The 25,620-nt window shown below is 72.5% G+C and carries 24 protein-coding genes and 1 riboswitch; of the genes, 10 read left to right on the top strand and 14 right to left on the bottom strand.

The features are described 5' to 3' along the window. Positions 1 to 15 precede the first annotated feature (15 nt). Entirely contained in the window at positions 16 to 1,674 is a 1,659-nt protein-coding gene (locus tag LK09_RS00265) for an FAD-dependent oxidoreductase (RefSeq protein ID WP_039394072.1), read from the top strand. A 162-nt stretch (positions 1,675 to 1,836) separates the two neighbouring features. Here the strand turns inward: LK09_RS00265 and LK09_RS00260 are convergent, their stop codons facing one another. From LK09_RS00260 to LK09_RS00250, 3 genes are all read right to left on the bottom strand, one after another. Further along, a complete protein-coding gene (locus tag LK09_RS00260) occupies positions 1,837 to 2,628 on the bottom strand; it encodes an energy-coupling factor transporter transmembrane component T family protein (RefSeq protein ID WP_039394069.1) in 792 nt (263 codons plus the stop codon). Next, on the bottom strand, positions 2,625 to 4,079 hold the full coding sequence (locus tag LK09_RS00255) for an ABC transporter ATP-binding protein (protein ID WP_197060932.1): 1,455 nt from the start codon (positions 4,077 to 4,079) through the stop codon (positions 2,625 to 2,627). Before LK09_RS00255 ends, LK09_RS00260 begins: the two co-directional genes overlap by 4 nt. A 4-nt stretch (positions 4,080 to 4,083) precedes the next feature. Next, on the bottom strand, positions 4,084 to 4,728 hold the full coding sequence (locus LK09_RS00250) for an ECF transporter S component (protein WP_039394066.1): 645 nt from the start codon (positions 4,726 to 4,728) through the stop codon (positions 4,084 to 4,086). Beyond that, positions 4,720 to 4,828: riboswitch (TPP riboswitch) on the bottom strand. Its footprint overlaps the gene before it by 9 nt. 25 nt (positions 4,829 to 4,853) lie before the next feature. Here LK09_RS00250 and LK09_RS00245 point away from each other — a divergent pair. Next, positions 4,854 to 6,194, top strand: coding sequence for a D-alanyl-D-alanine carboxypeptidase family protein (locus tag LK09_RS00245; protein ID WP_052226230.1), 1,341 nt, complete (start codon positions 4,854 to 4,856; stop codon positions 6,192 to 6,194). 56 nt (positions 6,195 to 6,250) lie between these two features. On the opposite strand, the gene LK09_RS00240 is transcribed toward LK09_RS00245, so the two are convergent. Further along, positions 6,251 to 7,195, bottom strand: a complete 945-nt coding sequence (locus LK09_RS00240; RefSeq protein ID WP_039394063.1) for a DnaJ domain-containing protein — start codon at positions 7,193 to 7,195, stop codon at positions 6,251 to 6,253. A 3-nt stretch (positions 7,196 to 7,198) separates the two neighbouring features. Then, a complete protein-coding gene (locus LK09_RS00235; RefSeq protein ID WP_231562910.1) occupies positions 7,199 to 8,272 on the bottom strand; it encodes an enoyl-CoA hydratase/isomerase family protein in 1,074 nt (357 codons plus the stop codon). A gap of 74 nt (positions 8,273 to 8,346) precedes the next feature. Between LK09_RS00235 and LK09_RS00230 the strand changes: the two genes are divergently transcribed. Both LK09_RS00230 and LK09_RS00225 read left to right on the top strand, forming a co-directional pair. Next, on the top strand, positions 8,347 to 9,288 hold the full coding sequence (locus LK09_RS00230) for an ABC transporter ATP-binding protein (RefSeq protein ID WP_039394058.1): 942 nt from the start codon (positions 8,347 to 8,349) through the stop codon (positions 9,286 to 9,288). Beyond that, a complete protein-coding gene (locus LK09_RS00225) occupies positions 9,285 to 10,103 on the top strand; it encodes an ABC transporter permease subunit (RefSeq protein ID WP_039394055.1) in 819 nt (272 codons plus the stop codon). Before LK09_RS00230 ends, LK09_RS00225 begins: the two co-directional genes overlap by 4 nt. 18 nt (positions 10,104 to 10,121) lie before the next feature. Here the strand turns inward: LK09_RS00225 and LK09_RS00220 are convergent, their stop codons facing one another. The 3 genes from LK09_RS00220 to LK09_RS00210 form a co-directional block, all read right to left on the bottom strand. Then, positions 10,122 to 10,487, bottom strand: coding sequence for a Coa1/Tim21 domain-containing protein (locus tag LK09_RS00220; protein WP_039394052.1), 366 nt, complete (start codon positions 10,485 to 10,487; stop codon positions 10,122 to 10,124). Positions 10,488 to 10,513: 26 nt separating this feature from the next. Beyond that, complete coding sequence (locus LK09_RS20415) at positions 10,514 to 11,698, bottom strand: hypothetical protein (RefSeq protein ID WP_156138584.1); 1,185 nt, start codon at positions 11,696 to 11,698, stop codon at positions 10,514 to 10,516. 292 nt (positions 11,699 to 11,990) lie between these two features. Further along, positions 11,991 to 12,338, bottom strand: coding sequence for a hypothetical protein (locus LK09_RS00210; RefSeq protein ID WP_052226228.1), 348 nt, complete (start codon positions 12,336 to 12,338; stop codon positions 11,991 to 11,993). Positions 12,339 to 12,436: 98 nt separating this feature from the next. Between LK09_RS00210 and cofG the strand changes: the two genes are divergently transcribed. The 6 genes from cofG to zapE all read left to right on the top strand — a co-directional run bounded on the left by cofG (position 12,437) and on the right by zapE (position 19,637). Beyond that, on the top strand, positions 12,437 to 14,773 hold the full coding sequence (gene cofG / locus LK09_RS00205; RefSeq protein ID WP_039394048.1) for a 7,8-didemethyl-8-hydroxy-5-deazariboflavin synthase CofG: 2,337 nt from the start codon (positions 12,437 to 12,439) through the stop codon (positions 14,771 to 14,773). After that, positions 14,770 to 16,275, top strand: coding sequence for a flavin-containing monooxygenase (locus tag LK09_RS00200; protein WP_052226227.1), 1,506 nt, complete (start codon positions 14,770 to 14,772; stop codon positions 16,273 to 16,275). Before cofG ends, LK09_RS00200 begins: the two co-directional genes overlap by 4 nt. Beyond that, positions 16,275 to 17,282 carry a glucose-6-phosphate dehydrogenase (coenzyme-F420) gene (fgd, locus tag LK09_RS21680; RefSeq protein WP_039394045.1) on the top strand — a complete coding sequence of 336 codons (1,008 nt, stop codon included), beginning with the start codon at positions 16,275 to 16,277 and terminating at the stop codon, positions 17,280 to 17,282. Before LK09_RS00200 ends, fgd begins: the two co-directional genes overlap by 1 nt. After that, the gene (gene cofC / locus LK09_RS21675; RefSeq protein ID WP_231562909.1) at positions 17,279 to 18,004 is read left to right on the top strand and encodes a 2-phospho-L-lactate guanylyltransferase; all 726 of its coding nucleotides are present in this window, start codon (positions 17,279 to 17,281) and stop codon (positions 18,002 to 18,004) included. The genes fgd and cofC overlap by 4 nt, the downstream gene beginning before the upstream one ends. A gap of 224 nt (positions 18,005 to 18,228) precedes the next feature. Beyond that, positions 18,229 to 18,711, top strand: coding sequence for a GNAT family N-acetyltransferase (locus LK09_RS00185; RefSeq protein WP_039394041.1), 483 nt, complete (start codon positions 18,229 to 18,231; stop codon positions 18,709 to 18,711). Then, positions 18,708 to 19,637: a cell division protein ZapE gene (gene zapE, locus LK09_RS00180; protein ID WP_052226226.1), complete on the top strand. Its 930-nt coding sequence runs from the start codon at positions 18,708 to 18,710 to the stop codon at positions 19,635 to 19,637. The genes LK09_RS00185 and zapE overlap by 4 nt, the downstream gene beginning before the upstream one ends. 45 nt (positions 19,638 to 19,682) lie before the next feature. Here zapE and LK09_RS00175 read toward each other — a convergent pair whose 3' ends face one another. From LK09_RS00175 to hemL, 6 genes are read right to left on the bottom strand one after another with little or no spacing between them, the layout of a single operon-like run. Beyond that, on the bottom strand, positions 19,683 to 20,078 hold the full coding sequence (locus tag LK09_RS00175; RefSeq protein WP_039394039.1) for a TA system VapC family ribonuclease toxin: 396 nt from the start codon (positions 20,076 to 20,078) through the stop codon (positions 19,683 to 19,685). Next, positions 20,075 to 20,305: a hypothetical protein gene (locus LK09_RS00170; protein WP_039394807.1), complete on the bottom strand. Its 231-nt coding sequence runs from the start codon at positions 20,303 to 20,305 to the stop codon at positions 20,075 to 20,077. Before LK09_RS00170 ends, LK09_RS00175 begins: the two co-directional genes overlap by 4 nt. A gap of 48 nt (positions 20,306 to 20,353) precedes the next feature. Beyond that, complete coding sequence (locus tag LK09_RS00165; protein WP_039394036.1) at positions 20,354 to 21,868, bottom strand: pyridoxal phosphate-dependent decarboxylase family protein; 1,515 nt, start codon at positions 21,866 to 21,868, stop codon at positions 20,354 to 20,356. Further along, a complete protein-coding gene (locus LK09_RS00160) occupies positions 21,865 to 23,280 on the bottom strand; it encodes an MFS transporter (RefSeq protein ID WP_082007952.1) in 1,416 nt (471 codons plus the stop codon). Before LK09_RS00160 ends, LK09_RS00165 begins: the two co-directional genes overlap by 4 nt. 32 nt (positions 23,281 to 23,312) lie before the next feature. Further along, the gene (gene cofD, locus LK09_RS00155) at positions 23,313 to 24,275 is read right to left on the bottom strand and encodes a 2-phospho-L-lactate transferase (RefSeq protein WP_039394034.1); all 963 of its coding nucleotides are present in this window, start codon (positions 24,273 to 24,275) and stop codon (positions 23,313 to 23,315) included. Then, on the bottom strand, positions 24,272 to 25,597 hold the full coding sequence (gene hemL / locus LK09_RS00150; protein WP_039394802.1) for a glutamate-1-semialdehyde 2,1-aminomutase: 1,326 nt from the start codon (positions 25,595 to 25,597) through the stop codon (positions 24,272 to 24,274). The genes cofD and hemL overlap by 4 nt, the downstream gene beginning before the upstream one ends. Positions 25,598 to 25,620 lie beyond the last annotated feature (23 nt).

Raw genomic sequence — 25,620 nt, 5'->3', positions numbered from 1 at the left:
CAAAGGGAGTTCGGTGTGAAGACGGTGATCGTCGGCGGAGTCGCCGGAGGGATGTCGGCCGCGACGCGCCTGCGCCGGCTGGACGAGGACGCGCAGATCGTCGTGTTCGAGCGCGGCGCCTACGTCTCGTACGCCAACTGCGGGCTGCCGTACTACGTCGGCGGCGTCATCCGCGACCGCGACGCCCTGCTGCTGCAGACGCCGGAGTCGCTCGCGGCGCGCTTCCGGCTCGACGTGCGCGTCGAGCACGAGGTCACCGGGATCGACGCCGACGGCCGCACCGTCACCGTGCTCGACCGGACCACAGGGGCGACGTCGACCGAAACCTACGACGAGCTGATCCTCGCGGTCGGCGCCTCCGCGCGCACCGGCGGCGGCGGCATCCCGAGCCGAACGCTGCGCACCGTCGACGATGTCGATGCGATCGACGCCCTCATCGCGGGCGCCGGCGAGGCTCCGCACGCGCTCGTGGTCGGCGGCGGGTTCATCGGGCTCGAGGCCGTCGAGAACCTCGTGCGCCGAGGCGTGCGCACCACCCTCGTGCAGCGCGGAGCCCACATCCTCAGCCCGCTCGACTCCGAGATGGCGAGCCCCGTGGATGCCGAGCTGCGCCGACACGGCGTCGACGTGCGCACCTCCACGACGATCGCGCGGATCGACGACGGCGTGGTGCGCCTCGACGACGGCACCCGGTTGCAGCCCGACTTCCTCGTGGATGCCGCCGGCGTCGTGCCGAACGTCGACCTGGCCCTCCTCGCCGGCGTCCCCCTCGGGCCCACCGGGGGCATCGCGGTCGACGCACAGGGCCGCACCGGCATCCCGCACATCTCGGCGGTGGGCGACGGCGTCGAGAAGATCGACGCGCTGTCCGGCGCGGAGTCGCTCGTCACGATGGCGGGGCTCGCCAACCGGCACGGGCGATCGGTCGCCGACGTCCTGGCCGGCCGCCACGAGTCCCACACCCCGGCCCTCGGCACCTCGATCGTGAAGGTGTTCGACGTGGTCGCGGCCAAGACCGGGTGGAGCGAGCGGGAGCTCGTCGCCGCGGGGCGCGCACACCGGGTCATCCACACGCATCCGGCATCCCACGCGACCTATTACCCGGGCGCGCAGACGATGTCGATGAAGCTGCTCGTCGACCCGGCGACCGACGCGATCCTCGGCGCTCAGGTGGTCGGCGGCGAGGGCGTCGACAAGCGCATCGACGTCATCGCGGTGGCGATGGCGGGCGGCATCAGCGCGTCCGGGCTGTCGCGGCTGGAACTCGCCTACGCTCCCCAGTTCGGATCCGCGAAGGACCCGGTCAACCAGCTCGGCTACGTCGCCGACAACCTGCGCACCGGCACGACGCGCGCCATCCAGTGGCACGAACTGGACGCCGCGCAGGATGCCGGGGCGACCGTCCTCGACGTGCGCAGCCCGGCCGAGCACGCGGCGGGCGGCATCCCGGGCGCCGTGAACATCCCGGTCGACGAGCTGCGCGACCGGCTCACCGAGATCCCGGACGGGCCCGTCGTCGTGCACTGCGCCGTCGGCCAGCGCGGGCACACCGCCGCGCGCATCCTGTCGCAGCGCGGATTCGACGTCGTGAACCTCGACGGCGGCTACCGCACGTGGGTCGCGGGCGCGGCCGCCGCGGGCCGCGCGCCGCAGGCATCCCGCGCCGCCGCCTGACCCGCCCGTCGCTCTCGTCCGCCCGGCTCGATCCGTCACGAACGCACCCCTCAGGGCGCCGTTCGTGACGGATCCTCCGGAGAGGCCGGGCTCGATCTGTCGCGATTGCACCCCGCACGGGGCCGATCGTGACGGATCCGCGGCCGTGCCGAGCGGCCCGCGTCAGGCCGGGCCGAGGATGAAGTTCCACGTGCCGGCGGCCACGGCGGCGGCCACCGAGATCGCGGCGATCGCGGCGCCGAGACCGAGCATCGCCCACTCCCGTCCGCCGAAGCGCGACTCGCGGGCCCACGTGCGCTCCCCCGGCGCCCCGAAGCCGCGCGCCTCCATCGCCGTGGCCAGCTTGGAACCGCGACGCAGCGACAGCACCAGCAGCGCGAACGCCATCCCGAGGAACCGGCGCAGCCGGCCCCGGTCGGCGACCCCGCGCGCGCGACGCGCGAGCTCCAGCGCCCGCCAGTCGTCGAGGAACAGCCCGACCATGCGCAGCCCGGCCAGGCCCCCCATCACGAACCGCGCCGGCAGGTGGAGCACCTGGCCCAGCCCGTCGGCGAGGTCGGTCGGATCGACGGTCGCGAACAGCACCACCGACGGCAGCGCGACCGCGAGCACCCGGAACATCGTCGCGATCGCCAGCTGCAGCGACCCTGAGCTGATGTGCACGATCCAGCCGTCCACGTAGACGGTTCCGGACTGCTGCCCGTACAGCGCGATCGTCACGGCGGTCAGGGGCGCAGCCAGCCACACCGGCCACGTGCGCACCCAGAACTCCCGCCAGCCGAGCCCCGCGAACGGCAGCAGCAGCGCCTCGAGCACGAGCGCGGTCGCGGCCGACACGATGTCGATCGTGAACACGAGTGGCACGGCGACGAGGAACGCGGCCCCGAGCTTGGCGACCGGGTTGATCCGGGCGATCGTGCCGGTGCGGGCGTGGGTGTCCAGCAGCAGCGTCATGCCGGCACCCCCGCGAGGGCGATGCGGGATGCCCCGAGCGCGTCGATCAGGGCCTCGTCGTGCGTGATGGCGACGACGGCGGAGCCCGCGGCGGCGAGCCCGGCCAGCATCGTGGCCAGTTCCGCCCAGGTGCGGGCATCCTGGCCGAACGTCGGCTCGTCGAGGATCAGCACCCGCGGGCGCGTCGCGAGGGCCGCGGCGACCGTGAGCCGGCGCTTCTCACCCCCGGACAGCGTGTACGGGTTGGCCTTCTCGAGCCGGCGCAGCCGCAGGCGGTCGAGCAGGTCGTCGACCCGGTCGGCGATGTCGCCCGGCCCGAGCCCGAGCGCACGCGGCCCGATCTCGAGCTCCTCGCGCACCGTCTTGCCGAGCAGCTGGTGCTCCGGATCCTGGAACACCGTGCCGATGCGGGTCAGCAGCTGCTTCGAGGTCCACCGGATGGGCGCCGGACCGGCGCCACCGGCGAGGGAACCGGATGCCGCGACCTCGCCACGGATCGGGGGCAGGAGGCCCGCCAGGGTGAGTCCGAGCGTCGACTTGCCGACCCCGTTGGGGCCGGTCACCGCGGTGACGACACCGGCCGGGATGCCCAGGTCGATCCCGGTGCGCACCGCCGACCCGCGGACTCGTCCGACGGCCAGGTCGGTGGCGCGCAGCAGCGTCTCCCCCGGCACCGCGCCCCCGGGCTGCGGCACCCGCGGCGCGTGCCCCGGGATCCACACGCCCTCGCGCGCCAGGTCCGCGCCGGATGCCGCCAGGACGCGCTCGGGCGGTCCGTCGGCGACGACCCCGTCCCGTCCGAGCACGATGACCCGGTCCACGACGGGGAGCCAGACATCCACCCGGTGCTCGACCACGACCAGCGTCGCGCCGGTCCGGGCGACGACACGGTCGACGGCGTCGCGCACCTCGATCACGCCGGCGGGGTCGAGGTTCGCGGTGGGCTCATCCAGCAGCAGCAGCCCGGGGCGCATCGCCGTGACGCCGGCGAGCGCCAGGCGCTGCTTCTGCCCGCCCGACAGCCGCGCGGTGGGATGCTGCAGGTCGACGTCGAGCCCGGTGGCATCCAGCGCCTCCCGCACGCGCCGCCAGATCTCGTCGCGCGGGACGCCGAGGTTCTCGCATCCGAACGCGACGTCGTCGCCGACCCGGGCCAGGATCACCTGCGAGTCGGGGTCCTGCAGCACGAGGCCCGCGCGGCCGCGCACCGCGACGGGGTCTGCGCCGTCGATCAGCAGCGTCCCGTGCGACTCGCCCTCGTCGGCCCCGCCGAGCACGCCCGCGAGCCCGTGCAGCAGCGTCGACTTGCCGGCGCCGGATGCCCCGAGCAGCAGCACCCGCTCGCCGGGTTCGATGCGGAACGTGGCGCCCTGCACCGCCCACGCCAGGCGGGAGGCGTACCGCCAGCCCCAGTCGCGCGCGTCGACGGCGACGGGTCGTGCGTCGCCCACGGTCTCAGACGCGGCCGCGGGCCTCGCGCCCGGCGGCGAAGCGGTCCAGCGCGCCGGTGCGCGCCAGGCCCTTGGTGATCAGCCAGCCGACCAGACCCGCCAGCACCGCTCCCGAGATCGCACTCGTGACGAGGTACGTGACGGCGAAGCCCGGTGCGGAGCCGGGGTACCAGAGCACCAGGTCGTTGCAGGCGCCGAAGACACCGGCGGCGGCACCGGCCAGCAGAGCCACCGGCAGGTCGAACCGGCGGTAGAGGAACAGCGCCACGACGAGTTCGACACCGAGACCCTGCACGAGGCCGGCCTCGATGGTGAGCAGGCCGCCCCACTGGTTGCCGACGAGGGACTCGACGACCGCGGCGACGATCTCGGTGTACACGGCCGCGCCCGGCTTTCGCACGATCAGCGCGCCGAGCACACCCGCCAGCAGCCACGGTCCGTTGAGCAGGCCCTGAAGGCCCGGAAGCAGCGGCGTCAGCAGGGCGCTGGGGCCGACGTGCGCGAGGTCCCAGAGCAGGAACACCAGGCCCGTGGCGACGCCGAGCACGCTGGCGACGACGATGTCGACGACGCGCCACCGCAGACGGTGCGCGGACGACGGATTCGATTCGGCCTTCGCGGGCCGATCGGTGGTGGACGAACGCATCATCTCTCTCCTCCCTGCGCCGGCATGATCCGGATCAGGTTCGACGGTCGAAGCTGGGTTGCTTCCTCTCAGCCCGGCACACCGGACTCCCGTGGTTTGCGTTCAGCATACCGCGATAGGTTGGCCCGATGACCTCCGCCGACCCCGCGACCGTCGCCGGTCCGGATGCCGCGGAACACGGGCCCGCGGGCGACCGGCTGTTCGACGACCTCGGCGCCACGCCCGCGCCCGACGCCGTGCCGAGCCTGGTGCCGCGGCGCCGCCGGCGGCGCGCGGCGATCTGGGTGCCGATCGTCGTGGTGGTCGCCCTCCTGGCCGCCTACTGCGGCACCACGCTGTTCTGGCCGATCGACGCGATCGCGCCGAAGGTCGCCGCCGTCGCGGTGACCCCCGTCCCGTCCGACAAGGTCACGATGACGTGGCCGAAGCACGGTGCGGGAGCCGTCTCGGTGCCCTCGTTCACCGGCACGCCGGCATCCACCTCGGCGCAGCTGTCGATGGCGAGCATCACCAAGGTCGTCACCGTCCTCACCGTCCTCGAGCGCAAGCCGCTGGCGAGCGGGCAGGGCCCGCGGTACCGGTTCACCGCGAAAGACCGCGTGAGCTACCACCACTACCTCCAGCGCAACGAGTCGGCCCTCGACGTGCCGGTCGGCGGGTCGCTGACCCAGTACCAGATGCTGCAGGGCATCCTCATCGGGTCCGCGTCGAACTACGCCGACCGCATCAGCAAGGACACCTTCGGCAGCAACGCCGCGTTCGTCGCGGCGGCGACCGGGCTGCTGCACAAGAACGGCATCACCGGGATCACGATCGTCGATCCGACCGGGTTCGAGCGGGGCAACAAGGCCACGCCCGAAGCCCTGATGAAGCTGGCCGCGCTCGCCATGAAGGATTCCACGGTGGCGGGCATCGTCGGGATGCACGAGGTGCACCTGCCCGGAGCGGGGACGGTGCACAACACCAACGGCATCGTGACCGACGACGGCGTGGACGGCCTCAAGACGGGCACCCTGGTCGGCTACGACCTGCTCGCCGGCAAGACGATCCAGGTCAACGGCGTGAAAGTGCGACTGTTCGCGACCACGCTGTACCAGCCCAGCGAAGCCGCCCGCAACGCCGTGACCCGCGACCTGTTCGCCCAGCTCGAGAAGCAGCTGCGCGTGAAGCCGTCGGTGCCGCGCGGCACCACGGTCGGCGAGGTGCGGACGGTGTGGGGCGAGAAGGTACCGGTCGTGGCCCGCGACGATGCGGGCGTCGTGCTGTGGAACGGGGATGCCGCCGACGTGTCGACCTCGCTCACCCTGCACGACCAGCGCACCAAGGGCTCGGTCGTGGGATCGGTCCGGGCCACCGGCCCGCTCGATTCGGCGAAGGTCGACGCGGTGCTCGCCCGCGACGTCGACCCGCCGACCCCGTGGTGGCGCCTCACCCACCCCGCCCAGCTCTGGGGCATCACGAAGGACTGAGGCCCTGGGCTTCGACAGGCTCAGCCCGCCCGACCCGCGGGCACGACCCCCGGGTTCTAGGCGAAGCGGACGATCTGGTTGAGCCGGTCGCGGGTCGCGAACTGCTCGGTGCCGCCGATGGACCGCGCCCCGGTGACGCCGCGCCGCAGCACGGTCGACAGCGACGACCGCGCGACGACGGCCGTCGGCATCCCGTGCACCTTGCCGAGCTCGTCGATCGGCACGGGGACGTCTTCGTCGGGCAGCACCACGATCGCCCCGCCGAACTTCAGGCGCCCGGCGCGGCTGATCGCCTTCATCCCCTGCAGGAGGCCCGCGATCGGGGCACCCGGCACGGCGTCCCCGATGATCTCCCCGCGCCGCACCCGCACCGGGCCGCCGAAGTCCTCGGAGAGGATGCCGTACAGGCCGCTCGGCCCGAGCACGATGTGGTCGATCTTCGCGTCGGAGCTCGCGACGGCGACGTCGTGCCACACCGTGTAGCCCATGCCCAGGTCGGCGATGATCCGCGCCGTCGCCTCCTCGGCCAGGGCGTCGGCGAGCAGGCGCCTGATCTCATACGGTGCCGCGCGCACCAGGGCGGGGTCGTACGGGTCGGCGAGCTCGCGCCCCCGGCCCGACCACTCGCGGATGAGGTCGAGGTAGCGTTCCCGGCGCCAGCCGCCGGGTTGCCCGTACGATCGTGCCCGCTGCCGGGTTCCTGGCGCGGTCGTGCGCGGCGACGCGCCCCAGTGCATGGCGTCGGGGGCGGATGCCGCCGGCCCGGCACCCTCGGGTGCGGACGCCCCGCCGCGGCCGCGGTCGTAGGCGGCCCGGGCCTCGGGCGTGCCGATGAGCTCCCACGCCCGCTGCACCTGCACGAACTGGGCGGCATCCCCACCGGTGTCCGGATGCGTCTGCCGCAGTCGCAGCCGGTAGGCGCGGCGCAGGTCGTCTTCGGTGGCGGTCCGATCGACGCGCAGCACCTCATACGCAGAGGCGGAGAGCGGACTGTCGAACACGCGTCAGTCCTGCCAGAGCGGCCGCTCGGGAACGAAGGCGAACGCGTCGGCGATGGTCGCAGCCGGCACCTCGGCGGGGGTCGCCGGGTTCCAGCGGGGAGTGCGGTCCTTGTCGACGAGCTGCGCCCGGATGCCTTCGACGAGGTCGGGCTGCGTGGTCGCGAACCACATCACCAGCCCGTACTCCTGGACGAGCACCTCGCGCAGGCCGGATGCCGCCCGCGCACGGCGCACGGACTCCAGCGTGACCGCCATCCCGGTGGGCGCCAGGTCGGTCATCCGCTCGGCGGTCGCCGTCGCCTCCGGATCGCCCGCCGCGTGCAGCCGGTCGATGATCTCGGGAACGGTGTCGGCGGCGAAGCACTCGTCGATCCAGCCCCGCCACCTCTCCAGGTTCGAGGTCTCGGGGGTCTCGTCGAACAGCAGCACAAGCTCGCTCGGGCCGCCCGGGTCGGCGCGCGTCTGCAGCGCATCGCGCAGGTCGCCGAGGTGCGCGGACGGGACGAGATGGTCGGCGAACCCCGCGTACACGGCGTCGGCGGCATCCATCGTCGCGCACGTCGTCGCGAGGAACTCCCCCACCCGGCCCGGGGCACGCCCGAGCAGCCAGGTGCCGCCGACATCGGGCGTGAACCCGATGCGGGTCTCCGGCATCGCGAGCTTGGAGCGCTCGGTGACCACGCGCACGGCCGCGTGCCCGGCGAGGCCGATGCCTCCGCCCATCGTCACGCCGTCGGCGAGCGCCACGATCGGATGCCGGTACTCGGCGATCTGCGCGTTCATCGTGTACTCGTTCTGGAAGAACCCGGCGACGAGGTCGAGCTGCCCGGCCCGCACCTGGTCGTAGAGCGCGCGCACGTCGCCGCCGGCGCACAGCCCTCGCTCGCCGGCGCCGTCGAGCAGCACGGACTGCACGTCGGCGTCGTCGCGCCAGGCATCCAGCGCCGCCCGGATCTGCGTGATCATCTCGTCGTCGAGGGCGTTGATCGCCCGCGGACGATTGAGGGTCAGATGGCCGACACCGGCCGCGGATCGCGCGAGCACTGCCTGATTACCGAGAACAACGGGTTCCGTCACAGGATTCACGCTACCCGGCGCGCCCGTGCAGCGTCGGGAATCATCCACAGGCCCGATTCCGACATGATGGAGGCATGCCTTCAGGTCAACTGATCGAGTTCCACGGAGTCACGAAGCGGTTCGGCCGGGTGACCGCGGTCGACGGGTTCTCGGCCACGATCGAACCCGGCGTGGTGACCGGGTTCCTGGGGCCCAACGGGGCCGGCAAGACGACGACGATGCGGATGCTGCTGGGCCTCGTCCGGCCGACGGCCGGCCACTCCACCATCGGTGGGCAGCCGTACGCGGCGCTCGCGCAGCCGCTGCAGACGGTCGGCGCCGCCCTGGAGGCATCCTCGTTCCACCCCGGGCGCACCGCGCGCAACACGCTGACGATCTCCGCGCAGGCGTCCGGCATCCCGCGTCCACGCGTCGACGAGGTGCTGGCCCTGGTGGGGCTGCAGGATGCCGCGAACCGCAAGGTCGGCGGGTACTCGCTCGGCATGCGGCAACGGCTCGGGCTCGCACAGGCGCTGCTCGGCGACCCGGGCGTGCTCGTGCTCGACGAGCCGGCCAACGGGCTCGATCCGGAAGGGATCCGCTGGATGCGGTCGCTGCTGCGCACCCTCGCCGCCGAGGGCCGCACCGTGCTGGTGTCGTCGCACCTGCTGGCCGAGGTGCAGCAGACCGTGGACCGCCTGCTGATCCTCGCGCGCGGGCGACTCGTCTTCCAGGGCGGGATCGAAGACCTCGTCGACCCGGGCGAGCTGGCCACGGTCGTGGACTCCCCCGACCGTCCGGCGCTGTGCGCGGCGCTCGACGCCGCGGGCCTGCGCTACGAGAACCTGCGGCACGGGCTGGCGGTCGCGGATGCGGATGCCGTCGCCGTCGGCGCGGTCGCCGCCCGGGCCGGAGTCGCCCTGTCGCTGCTCCAGCGGCGGGGACCGTCGCTGGAAGAGGTGTTCCTCGACCTCGTGAGCGGGCAGCGCGTGCACGCCTCGGCCGCCGAGACCGCGACCGAAGGAGGTGCGCGATGAGCCTGGCCCGCGCCACCCGCGCCGAATACACCAAGCAGTTCACCACGTCGATGTGGTGGATCCTCGGGCTCGTGCTCGTCGTCTACCTGGGGATGACCGGCGCCGGCCTGGCGTTCTCGCTGGCGGCGACCTCCACCGGCGTCCTCCCCGCGAGCAACGGCCCGCGCGTTCCGTCCAAGGACCTCGCGGTCATCGTCTACAGCGTGGGCGCGTCGGTCGGCTACGTGTTCCCGCTGCTGTTCGGCACCCTGATGGTGACCGGCGAATACCGCCATCAGACCCTCACGCCGACGTTCCTGGCGACGCCCCGCCGCGGCACCGTGATGGCTGCGAAGGTGATCATCGGCCTCGTGATCGGCGCCGTGTACGGCATCCTCACCGTGCTCGTCTCGGTCGCACCCGCCGCGGGCATCCTCGCCGGCTACGACGTGAACACCCAGCTCGACGCGGGCGGCACCTGGGCGATGCTGGGACGCATCGTGCTCGCCTTCGCACTGTGGGCCCTGGTGGGCCTCGGCGTCGGTGCGCTCGTGCGCAACCAGGTCGCCGCGATCGTCATCGTGCTCGCGTTCACCCAGTTCATCGGCCCGATCGCGACGGTCGTCGGCACGTTCGTGAAGGGCATGGACGGCGTCACCCGGTACCTGCCCGGGGCGGCATCCGACTCGCTGGTCGGACACAGCATCTACGCGATCGCCGGCGGCGCCGCCTCGGCCGGGCTCGAGTGGTGGGCGGGCGGCCTCGTGCTCGCCGGCTACGCCGCGGTGCTCATCGTGCTCGGCTGGCTGATCGGCTGGCGCCGCGACATCGACTGACGAGCGGCGCAGCGCGGTTCAGATGTCGAGTGAGAGCGTGACCCGATCCGGCGCGTAGCGGATGTTCCAGTCCGTGCTGTCGAACGCCTCGAGCGTCACAATGGGCTCGTCCTCGAGGTCCCCGGTCGTGTCGCGGGAGTAGCCGGCGATGTCGCAGTCGATGACCTGATAGAGAAGTCGCGCCAGATTCCTCAGATCGTCCGCGGTCATGCGATAGCCCGGGGCGCCCGCCTCCGACACCCGACGCTCGAGGTCGAGAAGGTCGATGTCGGTTCCCGCTTCGGGCGTGGCGTCGAGGGAGCGAATCCGCCACTCTATCCTTTCCGACGTGCGTATCGAGGAAAGGACATCGTCGAGGCCGATGAGCCGGCCGTCGGCGAACATGGCCCGCGTCACGGTGACTGTGTTGTTCATTCGACCGCCTCCGCCTCTCCACGCCGTGGAGTGCCGCCTGTTGGATTGGGATGCCACCGGTGTTGGTGAGGATTCGCATGAGCGTCTGGCCGCCCATGGTCTGTGAAGTCCACGTCACGCACTGGCACGCCGTTTGCACCGAATTCCCGGGCTTGCGCATAGCTCCCGCGCCGACCGGATTTGAGCCCGACTTGCGTATGAGGATAGTCAGTCGTCGGGGCAAGACTTCCGTCCGAGTTGCGGGGCAGTGGCTGTTTCGGGAACCAAACCCCCTTCGGGTGCTCTGAGGCACCGGCCGGACCGGAATGCCCAGCCATGGCCGCCATCACGCTCGGGCTGACGATGTGCTGATGCGGAGCCGATCCAGCCATCACCTTCGTCAGAGCAGGAATCCTGACCGAGCCCCCGTCCCAGGCAACTCCCACCGGCATCGGTTCGGGCCCCGTCAACGCCCGTTCGAAGACACGGCCGGCGCGGGTGAGGAGTTCCCCGAGTTCGCCCAGCAGCCTGCCGAGCGATCGCAACGACCCCAGCAACGCGACCACCTTGGTCCCGACGGTCGTCGCGAGGGATGCCGCCCGGGTGGTGACCTGCTCGACGATCCACGGCGTCGCGATCCCCACGGTGAACACCGCCTCCGCCGTCCACGACAGGATCGACCCGACCAGTTGCGACAACACGTCCCGCACCAGGTCGTGCACGACCTGCACGGCCTGGGACGCCACCCGAAGCCCGGACGCCATCGCGCCCGCCCACGACCCCGCCGCAGCCAGGTGCGTGGTGGCATCCCGCTGGAAACGCCGGTACGCGTCGATCGCCTCGCCCGCCAGATCGTGCAGATCCCGCACCCGGTCGGACAGTTCCTGCGCAGACGCATCCAACCGCTTCTCGATGTTCGTCCAGGTGTGCGCGAACGCCTCCACCTGTCCCGGATCGCCGGTCAGATCGTCGAACCAGCCCCGCAGCGGCTGCACATGATCGACCAGCCAGCCCAGACCGGCGGCGATCAGCGACCCGATCGGATCCGACACGGCCGCCACCGTGTCCACGACACCACCGACCGACGCCAGACCCCCCTGCACCCAGTTGCCCGAACGGATCGCGTCCACCAGCTGCGCGCCGTCATCCAGCAAACCCGCGCCACTGAACACCGTGGCGGTCTCCACCGGACCGGACGTCAACGGACCACTCGACACAACACCGTCCTCCAACGGTCGCATCACGGGCCCACCCCCAACCTACCCGACCATCCCCGGTCCACGCTGCGGGCGCTCCGCCCTCCCTCTTCACCCGACAGGACTCGACCCAACGCGGCGCGAATCTTGTCGGGCGAGCACGAAGCCCGACCGCTCACCCGGGCGACATAGGGCAGGGCCGCGGCGCGCCCTTCGTCGGCGAGACAAGGTGTTCCCGCCGAAACAAGTGCACGGCGCACTTGTTTCGGCGGCGGGACCCTGTCTCGGCGCCCCGCCGCTACTCGGCGAGTTCGCGGACGAGGTCGAAGCCGTGGCGGGTGGTCACGATGACCCGCTGGAACTCCGGGTGGCCTTCGAGCTCGATGACGACGCTCGGCCGCCGGCGGCGGATGAGGGCGAAGTCCTTGCCGCCGACGAACTTCCACGTGCCGATGGCGAAGGCGGACGGGATGACGGTCGCCGGCTCGGGCACCCCGCGCAACCAGGTCCACGCGTCGTCGGTGAGCTGCACGCGCGTGATCTGCGACCGCGCGATCGAGATATTCCGTTTGCGGAATGAAAGCGCGTGCTCGGTCGCGTTCATGTGCACGTCGAGCTGCGTCGAGTCGAGCAGCAGAGACACCATGCGTCCCAGTCTGCCAGGCGACCCGGCACCGGAGCCGAGCGTTTGCCGACAAGGACGCCCGCGGAGCCGCACCCGCGGGCGAGTGGCAGACTGGGACGATGAGCGTCGACGAGATCGAGCGGATGCTGGCATCCACCGGGCCCGCCCTCGACGAACTGCTCGAACGCGCGGGCGCGATCCGGGATGAAGGGCTTGCCGCCGCGGGCCGGCCGGGCGTGATCACGTACTCCCGCAAGGTGTTCGTGCCGCTGACGACGCTGTGCCGCGATCGCTGCCACTACTGCGTGTTCGTCGACACCCCCAACCAGCTGCGCACGCTGCACAAACCCACCTACATGTCCGAGGAGCAGGTGCTGTCCGTGGCACGGCAGGGTCTGGCTCTCGGCTGCAAAGAGGTGCTCCTCACCCTCGGCGACCGCCCCGAGGACCGCTGGCCGGAGGCACGCGCCTGGCTCGACGAGCACGGCTTCGCGTCCACCCTCGACTACGTGGGCCACATCGCCCGGCTCGTCACCCGCGAGACGGGGATGCTCGCTCACCTGAACCCCGGCGTCATGTCGTACGACGAGCTCGACGCGCTCCGGCCGACGGCGCCGTCCATGGGGATGATGCTCGAGACCACGTCCCGCCGCCTCTACGAGGAGCGCGGGCAGGTGCACTTCGGCTCCCCCGACAAGGACCCGGCCGTGCGGCTGCAGGTGATCGAGGATGCCGGCCGGGCCTCCGTCCCGTTCACCACCGGCATCCTCGTCGGCATCGGCGAGACCCTGCGCGACCGGGCCGAGTCGCTGGTGGCGATCCGAGACCTCCACGCCCGGTACAGGCACGTGCAGGAGGTGATCGTGCAGAACTTCCGCGCGAAGCCGCGCACCGCCATGCAGGATGCCCCCGACGCCGATCTGCTCGAGTACGTCGCCGCTGTCGCGACCGCCCGCATCGTGATGGGTCCCGGCATGCGCATCCAGGTGCCGCCGAACCTGTCCGACCCCGCCGAGCTCGATCTGCTCGTGCGCGCCGGCGCCGACGACTGGGGCGGAGTGTCGCCGCTCACCGCCGACCACGTCAACCCGGAGCGTCCCTGGCCGCAGCTGGTCGACCTCGCCGCCCGCACGGGCGCCCTCGGCTACGAACTGCGCGAACGCCTCACCGCGCAGCCGCCGTACGTGCAGGATGCCGACCGCTGGCTCGACCCGGCCATGCATGGCCCGGTCGCGCGCCTCGCCGACCCCGCGACGGGTCTCGCCGCCGAGCAGGGGCTGCCGGTCGGTCGCCACCTTTCGTCTCGCGTCGCGGTCCCTGAGCGAGCGAAGCGAGACGAAGGGCGCTCAACGACCGAGGGGAACCTGACCGGGCTCATCGAACGCGCGGCCACCGACCCCGCCTCGCTCGACGACGCCGAATGGGTCGCCCTGCTCGGCGCCACCGGGCCCGAACTCGACCGGCTCGCCGCGGTCGCCGACGACGTGCGCCGTTACACCGTGGGCGAGGCCGTCAGCATCGTGGTCAACCGCAACCTGACCTCCACCGGCCTGCGCGCCGTCGCGACCGCCCCGGAGGAGTTCACCCTGGCCGACGCCGCCGCGATCGCGGAGGATGCCGTCGACCTCGGGGCGACGGAGCTCTGCGTGCAGGGGCGGCTGCCCGAGACCGAAGACCCGGCCGGCTACGCCGCGCTGGCCCGCGCGATCAAGGCCGCCGAGCCCGGCATCCACCTCCACGCCTATCGCCCGCAGGATGCGTGCGACCTCGCCGACCGGGCGGGCATCCCGCTCGAGCGCGCCCTGGAGCAGTTGCGGGATGCCGGTGTCGACACCATGCCGGGCACCGGTGTGAAGGTTCTCTCCGAGCGGGTGCGGCGCCTCGTCGCGCCGGGCGACCTGGAGATCGACCGGTGGACCGACACGATCGTCGCCGTGCACCGGGCCGGGTTCTCCACGACCAGCGTGCTGTTCTACGGGCACGTCGAGACGGCGGCGGAGCGCATCGCACACCTGCGGGAGCTGCGCCGGATCCAGGCGCTCACCGGCGGATTCCGCGAGTTCGTGCCGATCCCGCTGCCGGGGCCGGCGGGCGGCGTTCCCCTGGTCGCGGGCCGGGCGCCGCTCGACGAGCACCGCGCCATGGTCGCCGTCTCGCGCCTGCTGCTGTCGGGCTCGATCGGACACGTGCAGATCCCGTGGACGCGCGTCGGCCGCGACGCGTCGGCGGTGCTGCTGCAGTCCGGCGGCGACGACCTCGGCGGCACGCTGCTGGACGGCCGCGTGAAGCCCGCGGCCGGCATCGAGCACGGTCTCGAGCTTCCCGTGGCGGATGCCGAGCGGATCGCCGCGCACCTGCGCCGCCCGTTCCGCCGGCGCACCACCGACTACCTGAGTGCCGAAGCCGCCCCGCGCGTTCCGTCTCGCCTCGCGCGCTCAGCGACCGAGGGAACATGAACCGGTCGTTGAGCGAGGACGCGCGAAGCGCGCCCGAGACGGAACGCACCACCCGCGTCGAAGTGCTCGTCGTCGGCGCCGGATTCGCCGGAATCGGCGCCGCCATGGCGCTGCACCGCGGCGGCACGGACGACGTGCTGGTCATCGAGCGCGCGGCATCCATCGGGGGCACCTGGCGGGACAACACCTACCCCGGAGTGGCCTGCGACGTGCCCAGCCACCTGTACGGGTTCTCCGCGCATCCCAATCCCGACTGGACGCACGTCTACGCGCGCGGCAGCGAGATCCGCTCCTACCTCGAGCAGGTCGCGGCGCGCGAGGGCATCCGGCCCGAGTTCGACACCGCGCTGGTGGGCGCCCGCTGGGACGACGAGTCCGAGACGTGGCGGATCCGCACCGCCGGTCCGCGGCTCGACGAGATCGAAGCCGACGTGCTGGTGCTCGCCTGCGGGCGGCTGACCGAGCCGTCGATCCCCGACCTTCCGGGCCTGTCCTCATTCCCCGGCCCCATCTTCCACTCGTCGCGCTGGGACCACTCGGCCGACCTCTCTGGTCGCCGCGTCGCCGTCGTCGGCACCGGGGCATCCGCGGTCCAGCTGACCCCCGTGCTCGCCGAGTCGGCCGACGTCACCCTGTTCCAGCGCACTCCGGCCTGGATCGTCCCGCGGGGCGACCGCCCGTACAGCGCGACCGAGCAGACCGCGTTCGCGGGCGACCCGCTGCTGCTCGAAGAGCTGCGCGACGACCTGTATCTCGAAGGCGAGGCCCGGCACGCCTCCCGTTCGGGGGACGCGCAGGCGGCCGCGGAGGCCCGCGCGGTGGCGCTCGCCCACCTCGAGGCGCAGGTTCCGGATGCCGCCCTGCGCCGCGCACTCACCCCCGACTACGCGTTCGGCTGCAAGCGGGTGCTGCTCTCCGACGACTTCTACCCGGCCCTCGCGTCCGGACGCGTCCGGCTGGAGGCATCCGCCCTCGCCGGCGCGTCGGGCCGCACATTGGTGGCGGCCTCCGGCGCCCGCCACGAGGTCGACGCACTGGTGCTCGCCACCGGATTCGCCTCGACCCGCCAGCCGTACGCGTCGCTGGTCACCGGCGAGCGCGACACCCTGGCCGACCACTGGCACCGCGGGATGACGGCGTTCGCGTCGACGGTGGTGGCGGGGTTCCCGAACCTGTTCGTGCTCGACGGCCCGAACGCGGCGCTCGGTCACAATTCGTCGGTGCTGATGCTCGAGGAGCAGGCCGCGTACCTCGCCCGCACCGTCGCGGGTCGTGACGGCGTGCTGCGCGTCGACCCGGCGGCCGAGGCGGAGTGGACGGCCGAGATCGACCGGGCCGCGGCATCCACCCCGTGGATCACCGGCGGATGCCGCAACTGGTACGTCGATGACCGTTCCGGGCGTCTGACGCTGCTGTGGCCGGGCACGGTGGATGCTTTCCGTCAGCGGCTCCGCAACGCCGACGGCTCCGAATTCCTGCAAACCGTCAAGGAAGGCATGTGATGCTGCGACTGGGATACAAGGCGTCGAGCGAACAGTTCGGCCCGAACGAGCTGATCGATTTCGGAGTCCTGGCCGAGGGCCACGGGTTCGACTCGGTGTGGCTGTCGGACCACTTCCAGCCGTGGATGCACGACGGCGGGCACGCGCCCGCCGCGCTGCCCTGGCTCGGGGCGCTCGGGGCCCGCACGTCGCGGGTCATCATCGGCACCTCGGTGCTGACGCCGACGTTCCGCTACCACCCCGCGGTCATCGCCCAGGCGTTCGCGACCCTCGCGGTCATGTATCCCGACCGCGTCGTGCTCGGCGTCGGCACCGGCGAAGCGCTCAACGAGGTGACGCTCGGACTCGAGTGGCCCGAGCCGCCCGAGCGCTTCCAGCGCATGAAAGAGGCGATCACCCTCATGCGCGAGCTGTGGGCCGGCGAGCGCGTCACGTTCGACGGCACCTACTACTCGGTGAAGGACGCCACCGTCTACGATCGTCCGGCGAACGGGGTGCCGATCTACATCGGGGCCTCGGGTCCGGCGGCGACCCGCCTGGCCGGGCGCATCGCCGACGGCTACATCACCACCTCCGGCAAGGCCGCGTCGCTGTACGAGGAGACGCTGCTGCCGGCTCTGGCGGACGGCCTCGAGAAGGCGGGTCGGGATGCCGCCGACGTCGACACCCTCATGGAGGTCAAGGTCTCGTACCACCCCGACCGCGAGACCGCGCTCGAGAAGACCCGGTTCTGGGCGCCCCTGGCCCTCTCGCCCGAGGAGAAGCGCGACGTGCACGATCCGATCGAGATGCAGCGGCTCGCCGCCGAACTGCCGATCGAGCGCGTCGCGTCCCGGTTCATCGTGTCGACCGACCCGGACGAGCACGTCGAGCAGATCGGGCGGTACGTCGACATGGGGTTCCGGCACCTGGTGTTCCACGACCCGGGGTTCGACCAGCCGGAGTTCCTCGACCTGTACGCCCGCGACATCCTCCCCCGTCTCCGCGAGCGGTACGGGCACCTTTGAGCGCCGCCGCCGGCGCCGCCGGGTCCGGTCGCGTACCGAACGCAGGATCGACCCCGTCGCCACCGGGCGCCGACCGCGGGAACACGGGAGAAGCGGTCGAGACGAAAGCGATCGATCCTGCATCCGGTACGCGCTGGACGATCGTCATCCCGGTCAAGCCCGCGACGCACGGCAAGTCCCGGCTTCGCGTGCCGGGGGTCGGGCGTGAGCAGCTCGCCCGGGCGATCGCCCTGGACACGATCGCCGCGGCGGCAGCGGCCGCGCGCGTGATCGTGGTGACCGACGACGAGCAGACGGCACGCGAAGCGCGGGCCCTCGGGGCAGACGTGTGCCCCGACCCGGGCGCCGGGCTGGATGCCGCGGTCGCGGCGGGGGCATCCCTCGCCGGCTCCGACGCGTACCGGGCCGCGCTGCTCGGCGACCTGCCGGCACTGCGTCCCGATCAACTCGCCGCGGCACTGCGGGAGGCGGCATCCCTCCCCCGGGCGGTCGTCGCCGACGCGGACGGCACGGGCACGACGCTCGTCACGGCCGCCCCGGGGATGCCGTGGGCCTCGGCGTTCGGCGACGGGTCGTTCGCGCGGCACGTCGCCCTGGGCTGCGTCGCCCTGGGGGTGCCGGACACCTCCTCCCTGCGCCGTGACGTCGACACGGCCGCGCAGCTGGCGGCGGCCTCGGCCCTGGGCCTCGGCCCTCGCACCTCCGCCCTGCTCCCCGGCTGAGTCCCGCGCGGAGGCTTCGCGTCGCTCGTCACGAATCACCCCGCTGGCGGCAATTCGTGACGAGCGAGCATCATTGCGGCGAGTTCGCTCGTCACGATCCACAGCCCGGGCCACGGTTCGTGACGAGTGAAGAACCACATGCTCAGACCACCCGTTGGTCTCGGTCTGATCCCAGCTTGTGCAACCTCGACATCCAGCACTCTTTCAGGGAGTAGCGTCGAGGGATGCTGGTCCGCCCTGCTGATCCCGAAGACATCCCGGGCCTGGCCCATGTGCACGTGCAGGGGTGGCGCGAGACGTATCGGGGGCTCTTCCCCGATCAGCTGCTCGACGACCCCGAGTTCGAACCGCGCCGCCGCCGCTTCTGGACGGCCGTGCTCACTGATCCGCGGTACGCCGAGCATCGGGCCGCGGTCGCCGAGCACGACGGGCAGATCGTCGGGCTCGCCCTCGCCAACCCGGCGGGTGAAGAGCTCGGCATCCCGCAGCTGTACGCCCTGTACCTGCTCGCCGCGCACCAGGGCTCCGGCGCCGGGGCCCGGCTGCTCGACGCCGTCATCGACCCGGACGACGAGGCGGTGCTGTGGGTCGCCGACCCGAATCCGCGCGCCCAGGCCTTCTACCGCCGCAACCGGTTCGTCGCCGACGGCGCGGAGAAGGTCGAAGACGGCGTGCGCGAGATCCGGATGCACCGCCCCGCGGCATGACCACGATCACCCGCCGCGCGGATGCCCAAGGCCATCCGCTCACCGCCGCCGCCCGCGAGCCGTTCCTTGCCGCACTGGACCGCACCGGTGCGACCTTCGACGACGCCCAACTCGACGCGATCGACACGATGGCCCGTCCCACTCGCCACGGCCTCTACCTCTGGGGACCCGTGGGCCGGGGCAAGAGCCTCCTCGCCGAGGCGTACCTCGCGGCGGTGCCGACCACGCGCACGCGCCGCGTCCACTTCCACGAGTTCTTCCGCGACCTCCAGACGCAGATCGTGCGACGACGCGAACCCCTGGAACGCTCCATCCGGCATCTGCTCGGCGATGCCCGGGCGGTGCTGTTCGACGAGTTCCACGTGCACGACGTCGCGGACGGGGTCTACCTGACGGCCACGCTCTCCACGATCCTCGACAGCGGCATCCTGCTGGTGGCGACGTCGAACTACGCGCCGGAAGACCTGATGCCCGACCCGCTGTATCACGAGCGGTTCCTGCCGGCGATCGGCCTCATCCGCACGCGTCTCGAGACGGTCCACGTCGGCGACGGGCCGGACTATCGGACGATCGGACGCGACCGGCACCGCGGCTTCGCCGCCGGCACGTGGAACAGCGACACCGCGCCCGAGGCACCCGGGACGGTCTTCTCGTTCGACGACCTCTGCGTCCGCCCGCACAGCGTCGCGCAGTACCTGGCGCTGACCGCGGCCACGATGACCGTGCGCGGCGTCCCCGATCTCTCGACGGTCGATCGGGAGCCGCTGGCCCGGTTCGCCGCGCTCGTCGACGTGCTCTACGACCGAGACATCCCCCTGCACGTACACGCAGCCGGGGAGCCGGATCGGATCACCGCGGCCACCGCTCCGCCGCCCGACGTCGAGCGCGCGCTGAGCCGGCTGTCACTCCTCGCCCGCCGCGGCTGAGCACCCGGTCAGTTCTCCGGAGCCGTCCCGGCACCAGGCTACGTATCAGTCGGGGATCAGCAGCGTCGCGTGCGGGAGCGTCGCGTGCAATGCGTCGTCCATGGTCGCGAGCACGCTGTCATGTGCCACTGCGAGCGAGGCGAGGTAGGCATCGGTCACCTGCCGGTGCCCCACCACGTGACGGAGGTCGACCGCCTCGTAGCTCAGCTCGTCAGGCCAGAACTCGATTCGAGGATCGGCCCGCAACGCCGTGATGAGTCCTTTCACGATGGACGGGGACACGCCGATCCGCACCGCGTATCGCATCAACGCGCCCTCGGTGACCGGACAGACGGCGGCCGTCTCGATCCCTCCGAACCATCGGCTCGCGCGTCGGAAGTGGACGTGCTCGCGGATCGTCAACGCGATGAGCACGTTGGCGTCGAGCAGATAGGACGTCACTCGTCGTCCAGCGCGGTGGCGACATCTTCGGACGTGACCTGCTGACCGACGCCGATCGTCGGCAGGCCGGACACCGCGTCGCGCGAATACTCCACTGCCACGTCGAGCTGCGCGAGCCCGCGCATCGTCAGATCGACCACGACCGCAGACATCGACTGGTGACGAGAAGCCGCCAGTTCACGCACACGCTGGTGTGCGGCGGGTGGAAGGTCGATGGTGGTGCGCATGTGCATCACTCTAACATCACGTCGTGATGCACAGGTGATGCAGCGTCATCAGCGCTCCAGGCCGGCCGCCAGGAGCTCGATCAGCAGGCGCTCCACGAGCGGGGCGGGGAGCGCCTCGACCAGCGCCAGCACCGGCGCCAGCGGACCGAGGCCCGCCGCGGCATCCGTCGGCGCGCCGACCAGACCCGCCGCCTGCAGGATGGCGAACGCCGTGTCGGAATCGAGCGGCACGGCTCCGCCCGCGAGGGCTTCCGGCGGCACACCGAGCCCGCCGAGCAGCTGCGCCGCGATCGCCCCGCCGTCGAGGTGCGGCATCCCGCGCACGGCGTCCGCCGCCCGTCCGGATGCCGTCAGCAGCTCGTCGAGCACCCGCTCGGTGACCGGGGTCACGGTCAGGTGGGCGGTCGAGGGCAGCCGCGTCCCGTCGGGCTGCACCGAGGCCGGCTGCAACTGCACCGCGAAGCCGAAGCCACCCATCGCATCGGCCCACAGGTGCGGGTCGACGCGGCGCTCGGCCGGGGCATCCGCATCCTCCGCGACCGCCACCATCGGACCGGTCGGGGTTCCGACGACGCGCAGACCCTCGATCGCCGCGACTCCGGCGACGATCGCCGCCGTCGAGCGCGCCAGTGATGCCGTGAGCTCACGGAATCCGTCGACGCCGAGCGCCTGCGTGATCGCCCACGCCGCGGCGAGCGGCGCCGCCGACTTCGAGCCGAGCAGGGTCGGGTTGACCACCGGGTATCCGGGCCACGCGCTGGTCGCGAACCACTGGTGCCGCTGGCGATCGCGGCCGCGCTGCAGCAGCACCGAGACGCCCTTGGGGGCGTAGCCGTACTTGTGCAGGTCGGCCGACAGGCTCGTCACGCCGGGAACGGCGAAATCCCACTCGTGCGCGGGGGCGCCCGCGGCATCCTCCGGCCAGAAGGCCAGCGCGAACCCGCCGATGCAGGCGTCCACGTGCAGGTCGACGCCGGCGGCGAGCGCGGCGGCCGCGACCTCCGGGACCGGGTCGAGCGCCGCGAACGGGTAGCTCGGCGCGCTCACGACCACGAGGGCCACGTCGGAACCCAGCCGTGCGACGAGGTCGGATGCCGCCGGGCGGCCGGTCGACGGATCCACCGGCACGAGGTCGAGCTCGACATCGAACAGGGCGGCCGCCTTGCGGAAGGCGGCATGCACCGTCGTCGGGGCGACGAGCCGCGGCTGCGGGTCGCCCGGCGTCCAGCCGGTGCGGGCGCGCCAGGCCTCGCGCGCCGTCTTGACGGCGAGCAGGCAGCTCTCGGTGCCGCCGGAGGTCGCGGTGCCCGTGACATCCTCCCCGGCATGGAACACCTCGCGGGCGAAGTCGACGAGCTCACGCTCGATCACCGCGACCGACCGGAACGTCGTGGGGTCCAGGCCGTTCACCGGCTGCATCGCGCGCACGGCGGATGCCGCCAATTCGTCGAGGTCCGCACGCCCGGAGTCGTACACGTACGACAGCAGGCGGCCGCCGTGGGTGGGGGCGTCCTGCGCGCGCAGCGCGGTCAGGCGATCGAGGATGTCGGCGGGAGCGGTCATGATCGGGCCTCCGGGGCGGGGTCGTCGATGTCCTCGCGACGCAGGCGATAGCGCGCCAGGAACACGAGGCTGAGGAGGGTGAGGACAGCCGGAACGACGCCGAAGGCGGCGGCGATGCCGGTGACGGCGGCTCCGGGCTGCACCACGGTGTGGCCGGCCGTGGTCTGGAGGTAGCCGGTGACGGTGAGGATGAGGGCGAGGAGCCCGGCGCCGAGCGCCATGCCGGTGGTCTCCCCTGCCGTCCACATGCCGCCGAACACGCCGGCCTGACCGGGTCCGTGGGTGCGTGCGTCGTGCGAGATGACGTCGGGGAGCATCGCCATCGGCAGCGCCTGCATGCCCGCGTAGGCGGCACCGGCCACCGCGACCGACGCGTACATCCAGGCGCCCGGTACCCAGATCGCCGCGGTGAGGGAGGCCGCCGCCACGGCGAACAGGGTCGACGCGAGCCGGAACGAGCGCTCCTTGCCGAGGCGCCGCGACACGGCGTTCCAGACCGGCGAGAACACGATCGCCGGTGCGATGAGCGCGACGAAGAGGAAGGTGAGGGCGTCGTCGGAGTGCATCACCCACACCGCGACGTAGTTCGCCGCGGCCAGCATCAGCCCGGTCGCCAGCGCCTGCAGCAGGTAGGCGGAAAGCAGCACCCGGAACGGCTGGCTGCGGCGCAGCGCGGCGAATCCGGCCCGGTATCCGTGCGCGGGCGCGGCGTCGACGGCGGCCAGGTCCGGGGCGACGCCGCGGGGTGCCACGGTCGACGAGATCAGCATGCCCGCGCCGATCACGACGCCGGCCACGAGCCCCATCACGAGATAGCCGGTGTACGGGTTGCCGATCTTGCGCAGCAGCGGTCCGCCGGCGCCGAACAGCAGGATCGCGAGGGCGAGCACCGCGACCCGCGCCGTGAGCAGGCGCGTGCGCTGGTCGTATCGCGCGGTCAGCTCGGCCGGCAGGGCGATGTAGGGCACCTGGAACAGGCTGAACGAGGTGGATGCCAGCAGGAACGCGAGCACCACCCACGTCGCCGCGACCACCGGCGGGGTGTCGGCGGGCACCGCGAACGTGAGCAGGAAGAACACCGGCAGCGCGATGCCGCCGGCGACCATGAGCCGCCGGCGCGACCCGGTGCGCCGCAGTGATCGGTCGGAGAGCCCGCCGACGAGCGGGTCGATCAGCACGTCCCAGATCTTCGCGCCGGTGATCACGAGTCCGGCCGCCCAGGCCGCGACGCCGAGCGTGTCGGTCAGGTAGAACACGAGCACGAGCCCGGGCAGGGTCGCGAATCCGCCGGTGCCGAGCGAGCCGATCGCATACCGGCCGATCACCGATCCGGACAGTCGGGCGGGGTCGGCGACCGAGACGGTCGGTTCGGGGAGCGCGGGCGGCGCGGCATCCGCATCGTTGCGAGACATGAGAGCGATCCTATGCCCCGGTGGGAGCGGTTTCAGACGCCGGCGAGCTCCAGGGCGGCATCGACGATGGCGCCGGATGCCGCGGCATCCGTCATCCACAGCGGCACGGCGCGGGATCGGATGCCCCGCTCCTCGATCGCGGGCACGAGCGCGGCGTCCTCCTCGGCGACGAGCCACCCGTCGAGGATTCCCCCGGCGCGGCGTGCTCCGTAGTGCCGGGCGACCGCGTCGGCGGCCGTCTCGACCCCGATCGCGGCCAGGCACACGTCGGCCATCCCGCGCACGACGGCGCCGCCGATGATCCCGGAGACGCCGATCACGGGCGCGGCCGTCTGCGCCAGCGCGTCGCGGACGCCCGGCACGGCGAGGATCGGGCCGATCGACACGACCGGGTTCGAGGGGGCGACGAGCACCACGTCCGCGGCGGCGATCGCCTCCGCGACTCCCGGTGCGGGCACGGCGTCGCCGATGCCGGGGTTCTCGAACGCGGCCGGGGCGAGCGTCGCCCGGTGCCGCGTCCACCACTCCTGGAAGTGCAAGACGGTGCCGTCTGCGAGACGCACGTGCGTGTCGACCTCGCTGTCGGTCATCGGCAGCATCCGCACCCCGAGATCCCAGCGCGTCGACATGCGCTCGAGCACCTGTGTCGGCGTGAGGCCGTCGCGCAGCCAGCCGGTGCGGGCCAGGTGCGTGCCGAGGTCGAGGTCGCCGAGGGTGAACCACGGCCAGCCCGCACCCCAGGCCTGGAGCTCTTCGTTGACGCGCTCGGTGTCGCCCGCGCGACCCCAGCCGCGCACCGTGTCGTTCTGCCCGGCCAGCGCGTACATGATCGAGTCCACGTCGGGCTGCAGTCGCACGCCCGACAGCCACAGGTCATCGCCCGTGTTGACCACGACCGTCGCCGGCGGCGCCTCGCGGCGCGCCAGGGCCTCGCGCACCCCGAGGGTGAACTTCGCTCCGCCGACCCCGCCGGCGAGCACGACCGTCCGAGTCACGGGCGGACGGCCCCGGCCGCGGCGCGGGCGGCGGCGGGCAGGGCGTCGATCACGCGGCCGAGCACCTCGTCGTCGTGCGCGGCGGTGAGGAACCAGGCCTCGAACACGCTCGGCGGCAGCGAGACGCCGGCATCCAGCATCGCGTGGAAGAACGGCGCGTAGCGGAACGACTCCTGGTCCTGCGCCTGTGCGTAGTCGACCGGCACGTCGGCGCGGAACACGAGACCGAACAGGTTGCCGGCGCGCGGCACCGCGTGCACCACCCCGGCGTCCTCCAGGGCCTCGTCGAGGGCGTGGGCGAGCACGGAGGATGCCGCATCGACCCGCGCATAGACCTCCGGGGTCGCGAGGTTCAGCGTCGCGATGCCCGCGGCGACCGACAGCGGATTGCCCGACAGCGTGCCGGCCTGGTAGACCGGGCCGACCGGCGCCAGGGCGTCCATGACCTCGGCGCGACCGCCGAGGGCGGCGAGGGGCATCCCACCGCCCACGACCTTGCCGAACGTGAAGATGTCGGGCGTGTAGGTCTCGCCGGCCGCCTGCTGCAGACCCCAGAACCCGGCGGGGTGCACGCGGAAGCCGGTGAGCACCTCGTCGAGGATCAGCAGGGCGCCGTGCGCGTGCGCGATGTCGGCCAGGGCCGCGTTGAAGCCCGGCAGCGGCGCGACGATGCCCATGTTCGCCGCGGAGGCCTCGACGATGACGGCGGCGATCCGGTCGCCGTGCACCGCGAACGCCTCCTGCACGGCGTCGAGGTCGTTGTAGGGGAGCACGAGCGTCTGCGCGGCGATCGGCGCGGGCACGCCGGCCGAGCCGGGAAGCGCGAGGGTGGCGACGCCGGAACCGGCTGCGGCGAGCAGCCCGTCGGAGTGCCCGTGGTAGTGCCCGGCGAACTTCACGAGCAGGTCGCGGCCGGTGTAGCCGCGGGCGAGGCGGATCGCGGTCATCGTCGCCTCGGTGCCGGTCGAGACCAGGCGCACGCGGTCCACCGGGCGGTGCTCGCCCGACACCACGCGTCCGGCGATGAGCTCGGCGAGCTCCACCTCGCCCTCGGTGGGAGCGCCGAACGACAGGCCGCGGGCCGCGGCATCCTGCACGACCTCGACCACCTGCGGGTGCGCGTGCCCGATGAGGGCGGGGCCCCACGAGGCGACCAGGTCGATGTAGGTGCGACCGGCGGCATCCGTGATGGTGGCGCCCTGCGCGCTGGTCACGAAGCGGGGCGATCCGCCGACCGACCCGAAGGCGCGCACCGGCGAGTTCACGCCGCCGGGGATCACCTGGCGGGCCTTGTCGAACAGGGTGTCGTTGCGGTCAGTCATCACGTTCATCTCCATGGTCGTGG

It is taken from the genome of Microbacterium mangrovi, from assembly GCF_000802305.1.
Classification (GTDB): Bacteria; Actinomycetota; Actinomycetes; order Actinomycetales; family Microbacteriaceae; genus Microbacterium; species Microbacterium mangrovi.
The sequence above is the reverse complement of the archived record's forward strand: the minus strand, read 5'-3'. Positions and strand labels throughout refer to the sequence as shown.

Bases quoted from the DNA above. Each gene is read 5' to 3' on its own strand.
- LK09_RS00230 (WP_039394058.1), top strand. From the start codon at position 8,347: ATGCCTTCAGGTCAACTGATCGAGTTCCACGGAGTCACGAAGCGGTTC.
- LK09_RS00260 (WP_039394069.1), bottom strand. From the start codon at position 2,628: ATGACGCTGCTGCTGGACACCCACGCCCGCACCGGCACGATCGCCCGG.
- LK09_RS00170 (WP_039394807.1), bottom strand. From the start codon at position 20,305: ATGCGCACCACCATCGACCTTCCACCCGCCGCACACCAGCGTGTGCGT.
- LK09_RS00160 (WP_082007952.1), bottom strand. From the start codon at position 23,280: ATGTCTCGCAACGATGCGGATGCCGCGCCGCCCGCGCTCCCCGAACCG.
- LK09_RS00225 (WP_039394055.1), top strand. From the start codon at position 9,285: ATGAGCCTGGCCCGCGCCACCCGCGCCGAATACACCAAGCAGTTCACC.
- LK09_RS00245 (WP_052226230.1), top strand. From the start codon at position 4,854: ATGACCTCCGCCGACCCCGCGACCGTCGCCGGTCCGGATGCCGCGGAA.
- fgd (WP_039394045.1), top strand. From the start codon at position 16,275: ATGCTGCGACTGGGATACAAGGCGTCGAGCGAACAGTTCGGCCCGAAC.
- cofG (WP_039394048.1), top strand. From the start codon at position 12,437: ATGAGCGTCGACGAGATCGAGCGGATGCTGGCATCCACCGGGCCCGCC.
- LK09_RS00220 (WP_039394052.1), bottom strand. From the start codon at position 10,487: ATGTTCGCCGACGGCCGGCTCATCGGCCTCGACGATGTCCTTTCCTCG.
- hemL (WP_039394802.1), bottom strand. From the start codon at position 25,597: ATGACTGACCGCAACGACACCCTGTTCGACAAGGCCCGCCAGGTGATC.
- zapE (WP_052226226.1), top strand. From the start codon at position 18,708: ATGACCACGATCACCCGCCGCGCGGATGCCCAAGGCCATCCGCTCACC.
- LK09_RS00185 (WP_039394041.1), top strand. From the start codon at position 18,229: ATGCTGGTCCGCCCTGCTGATCCCGAAGACATCCCGGGCCTGGCCCAT.
- LK09_RS00200 (WP_052226227.1), top strand. From the start codon at position 14,770: ATGAACCGGTCGTTGAGCGAGGACGCGCGAAGCGCGCCCGAGACGGAA.
- LK09_RS00165 (WP_039394036.1), bottom strand. From the start codon at position 21,868: ATGACCGCTCCCGCCGACATCCTCGATCGCCTGACCGCGCTGCGCGCG.
- LK09_RS00210 (WP_052226228.1), bottom strand. From the start codon at position 12,338: ATGGTGTCTCTGCTGCTCGACTCGACGCAGCTCGACGTGCACATGAAC.
- LK09_RS00250 (WP_039394066.1), bottom strand. From the start codon at position 4,728: ATGATGCGTTCGTCCACCACCGATCGGCCCGCGAAGGCCGAATCGAAT.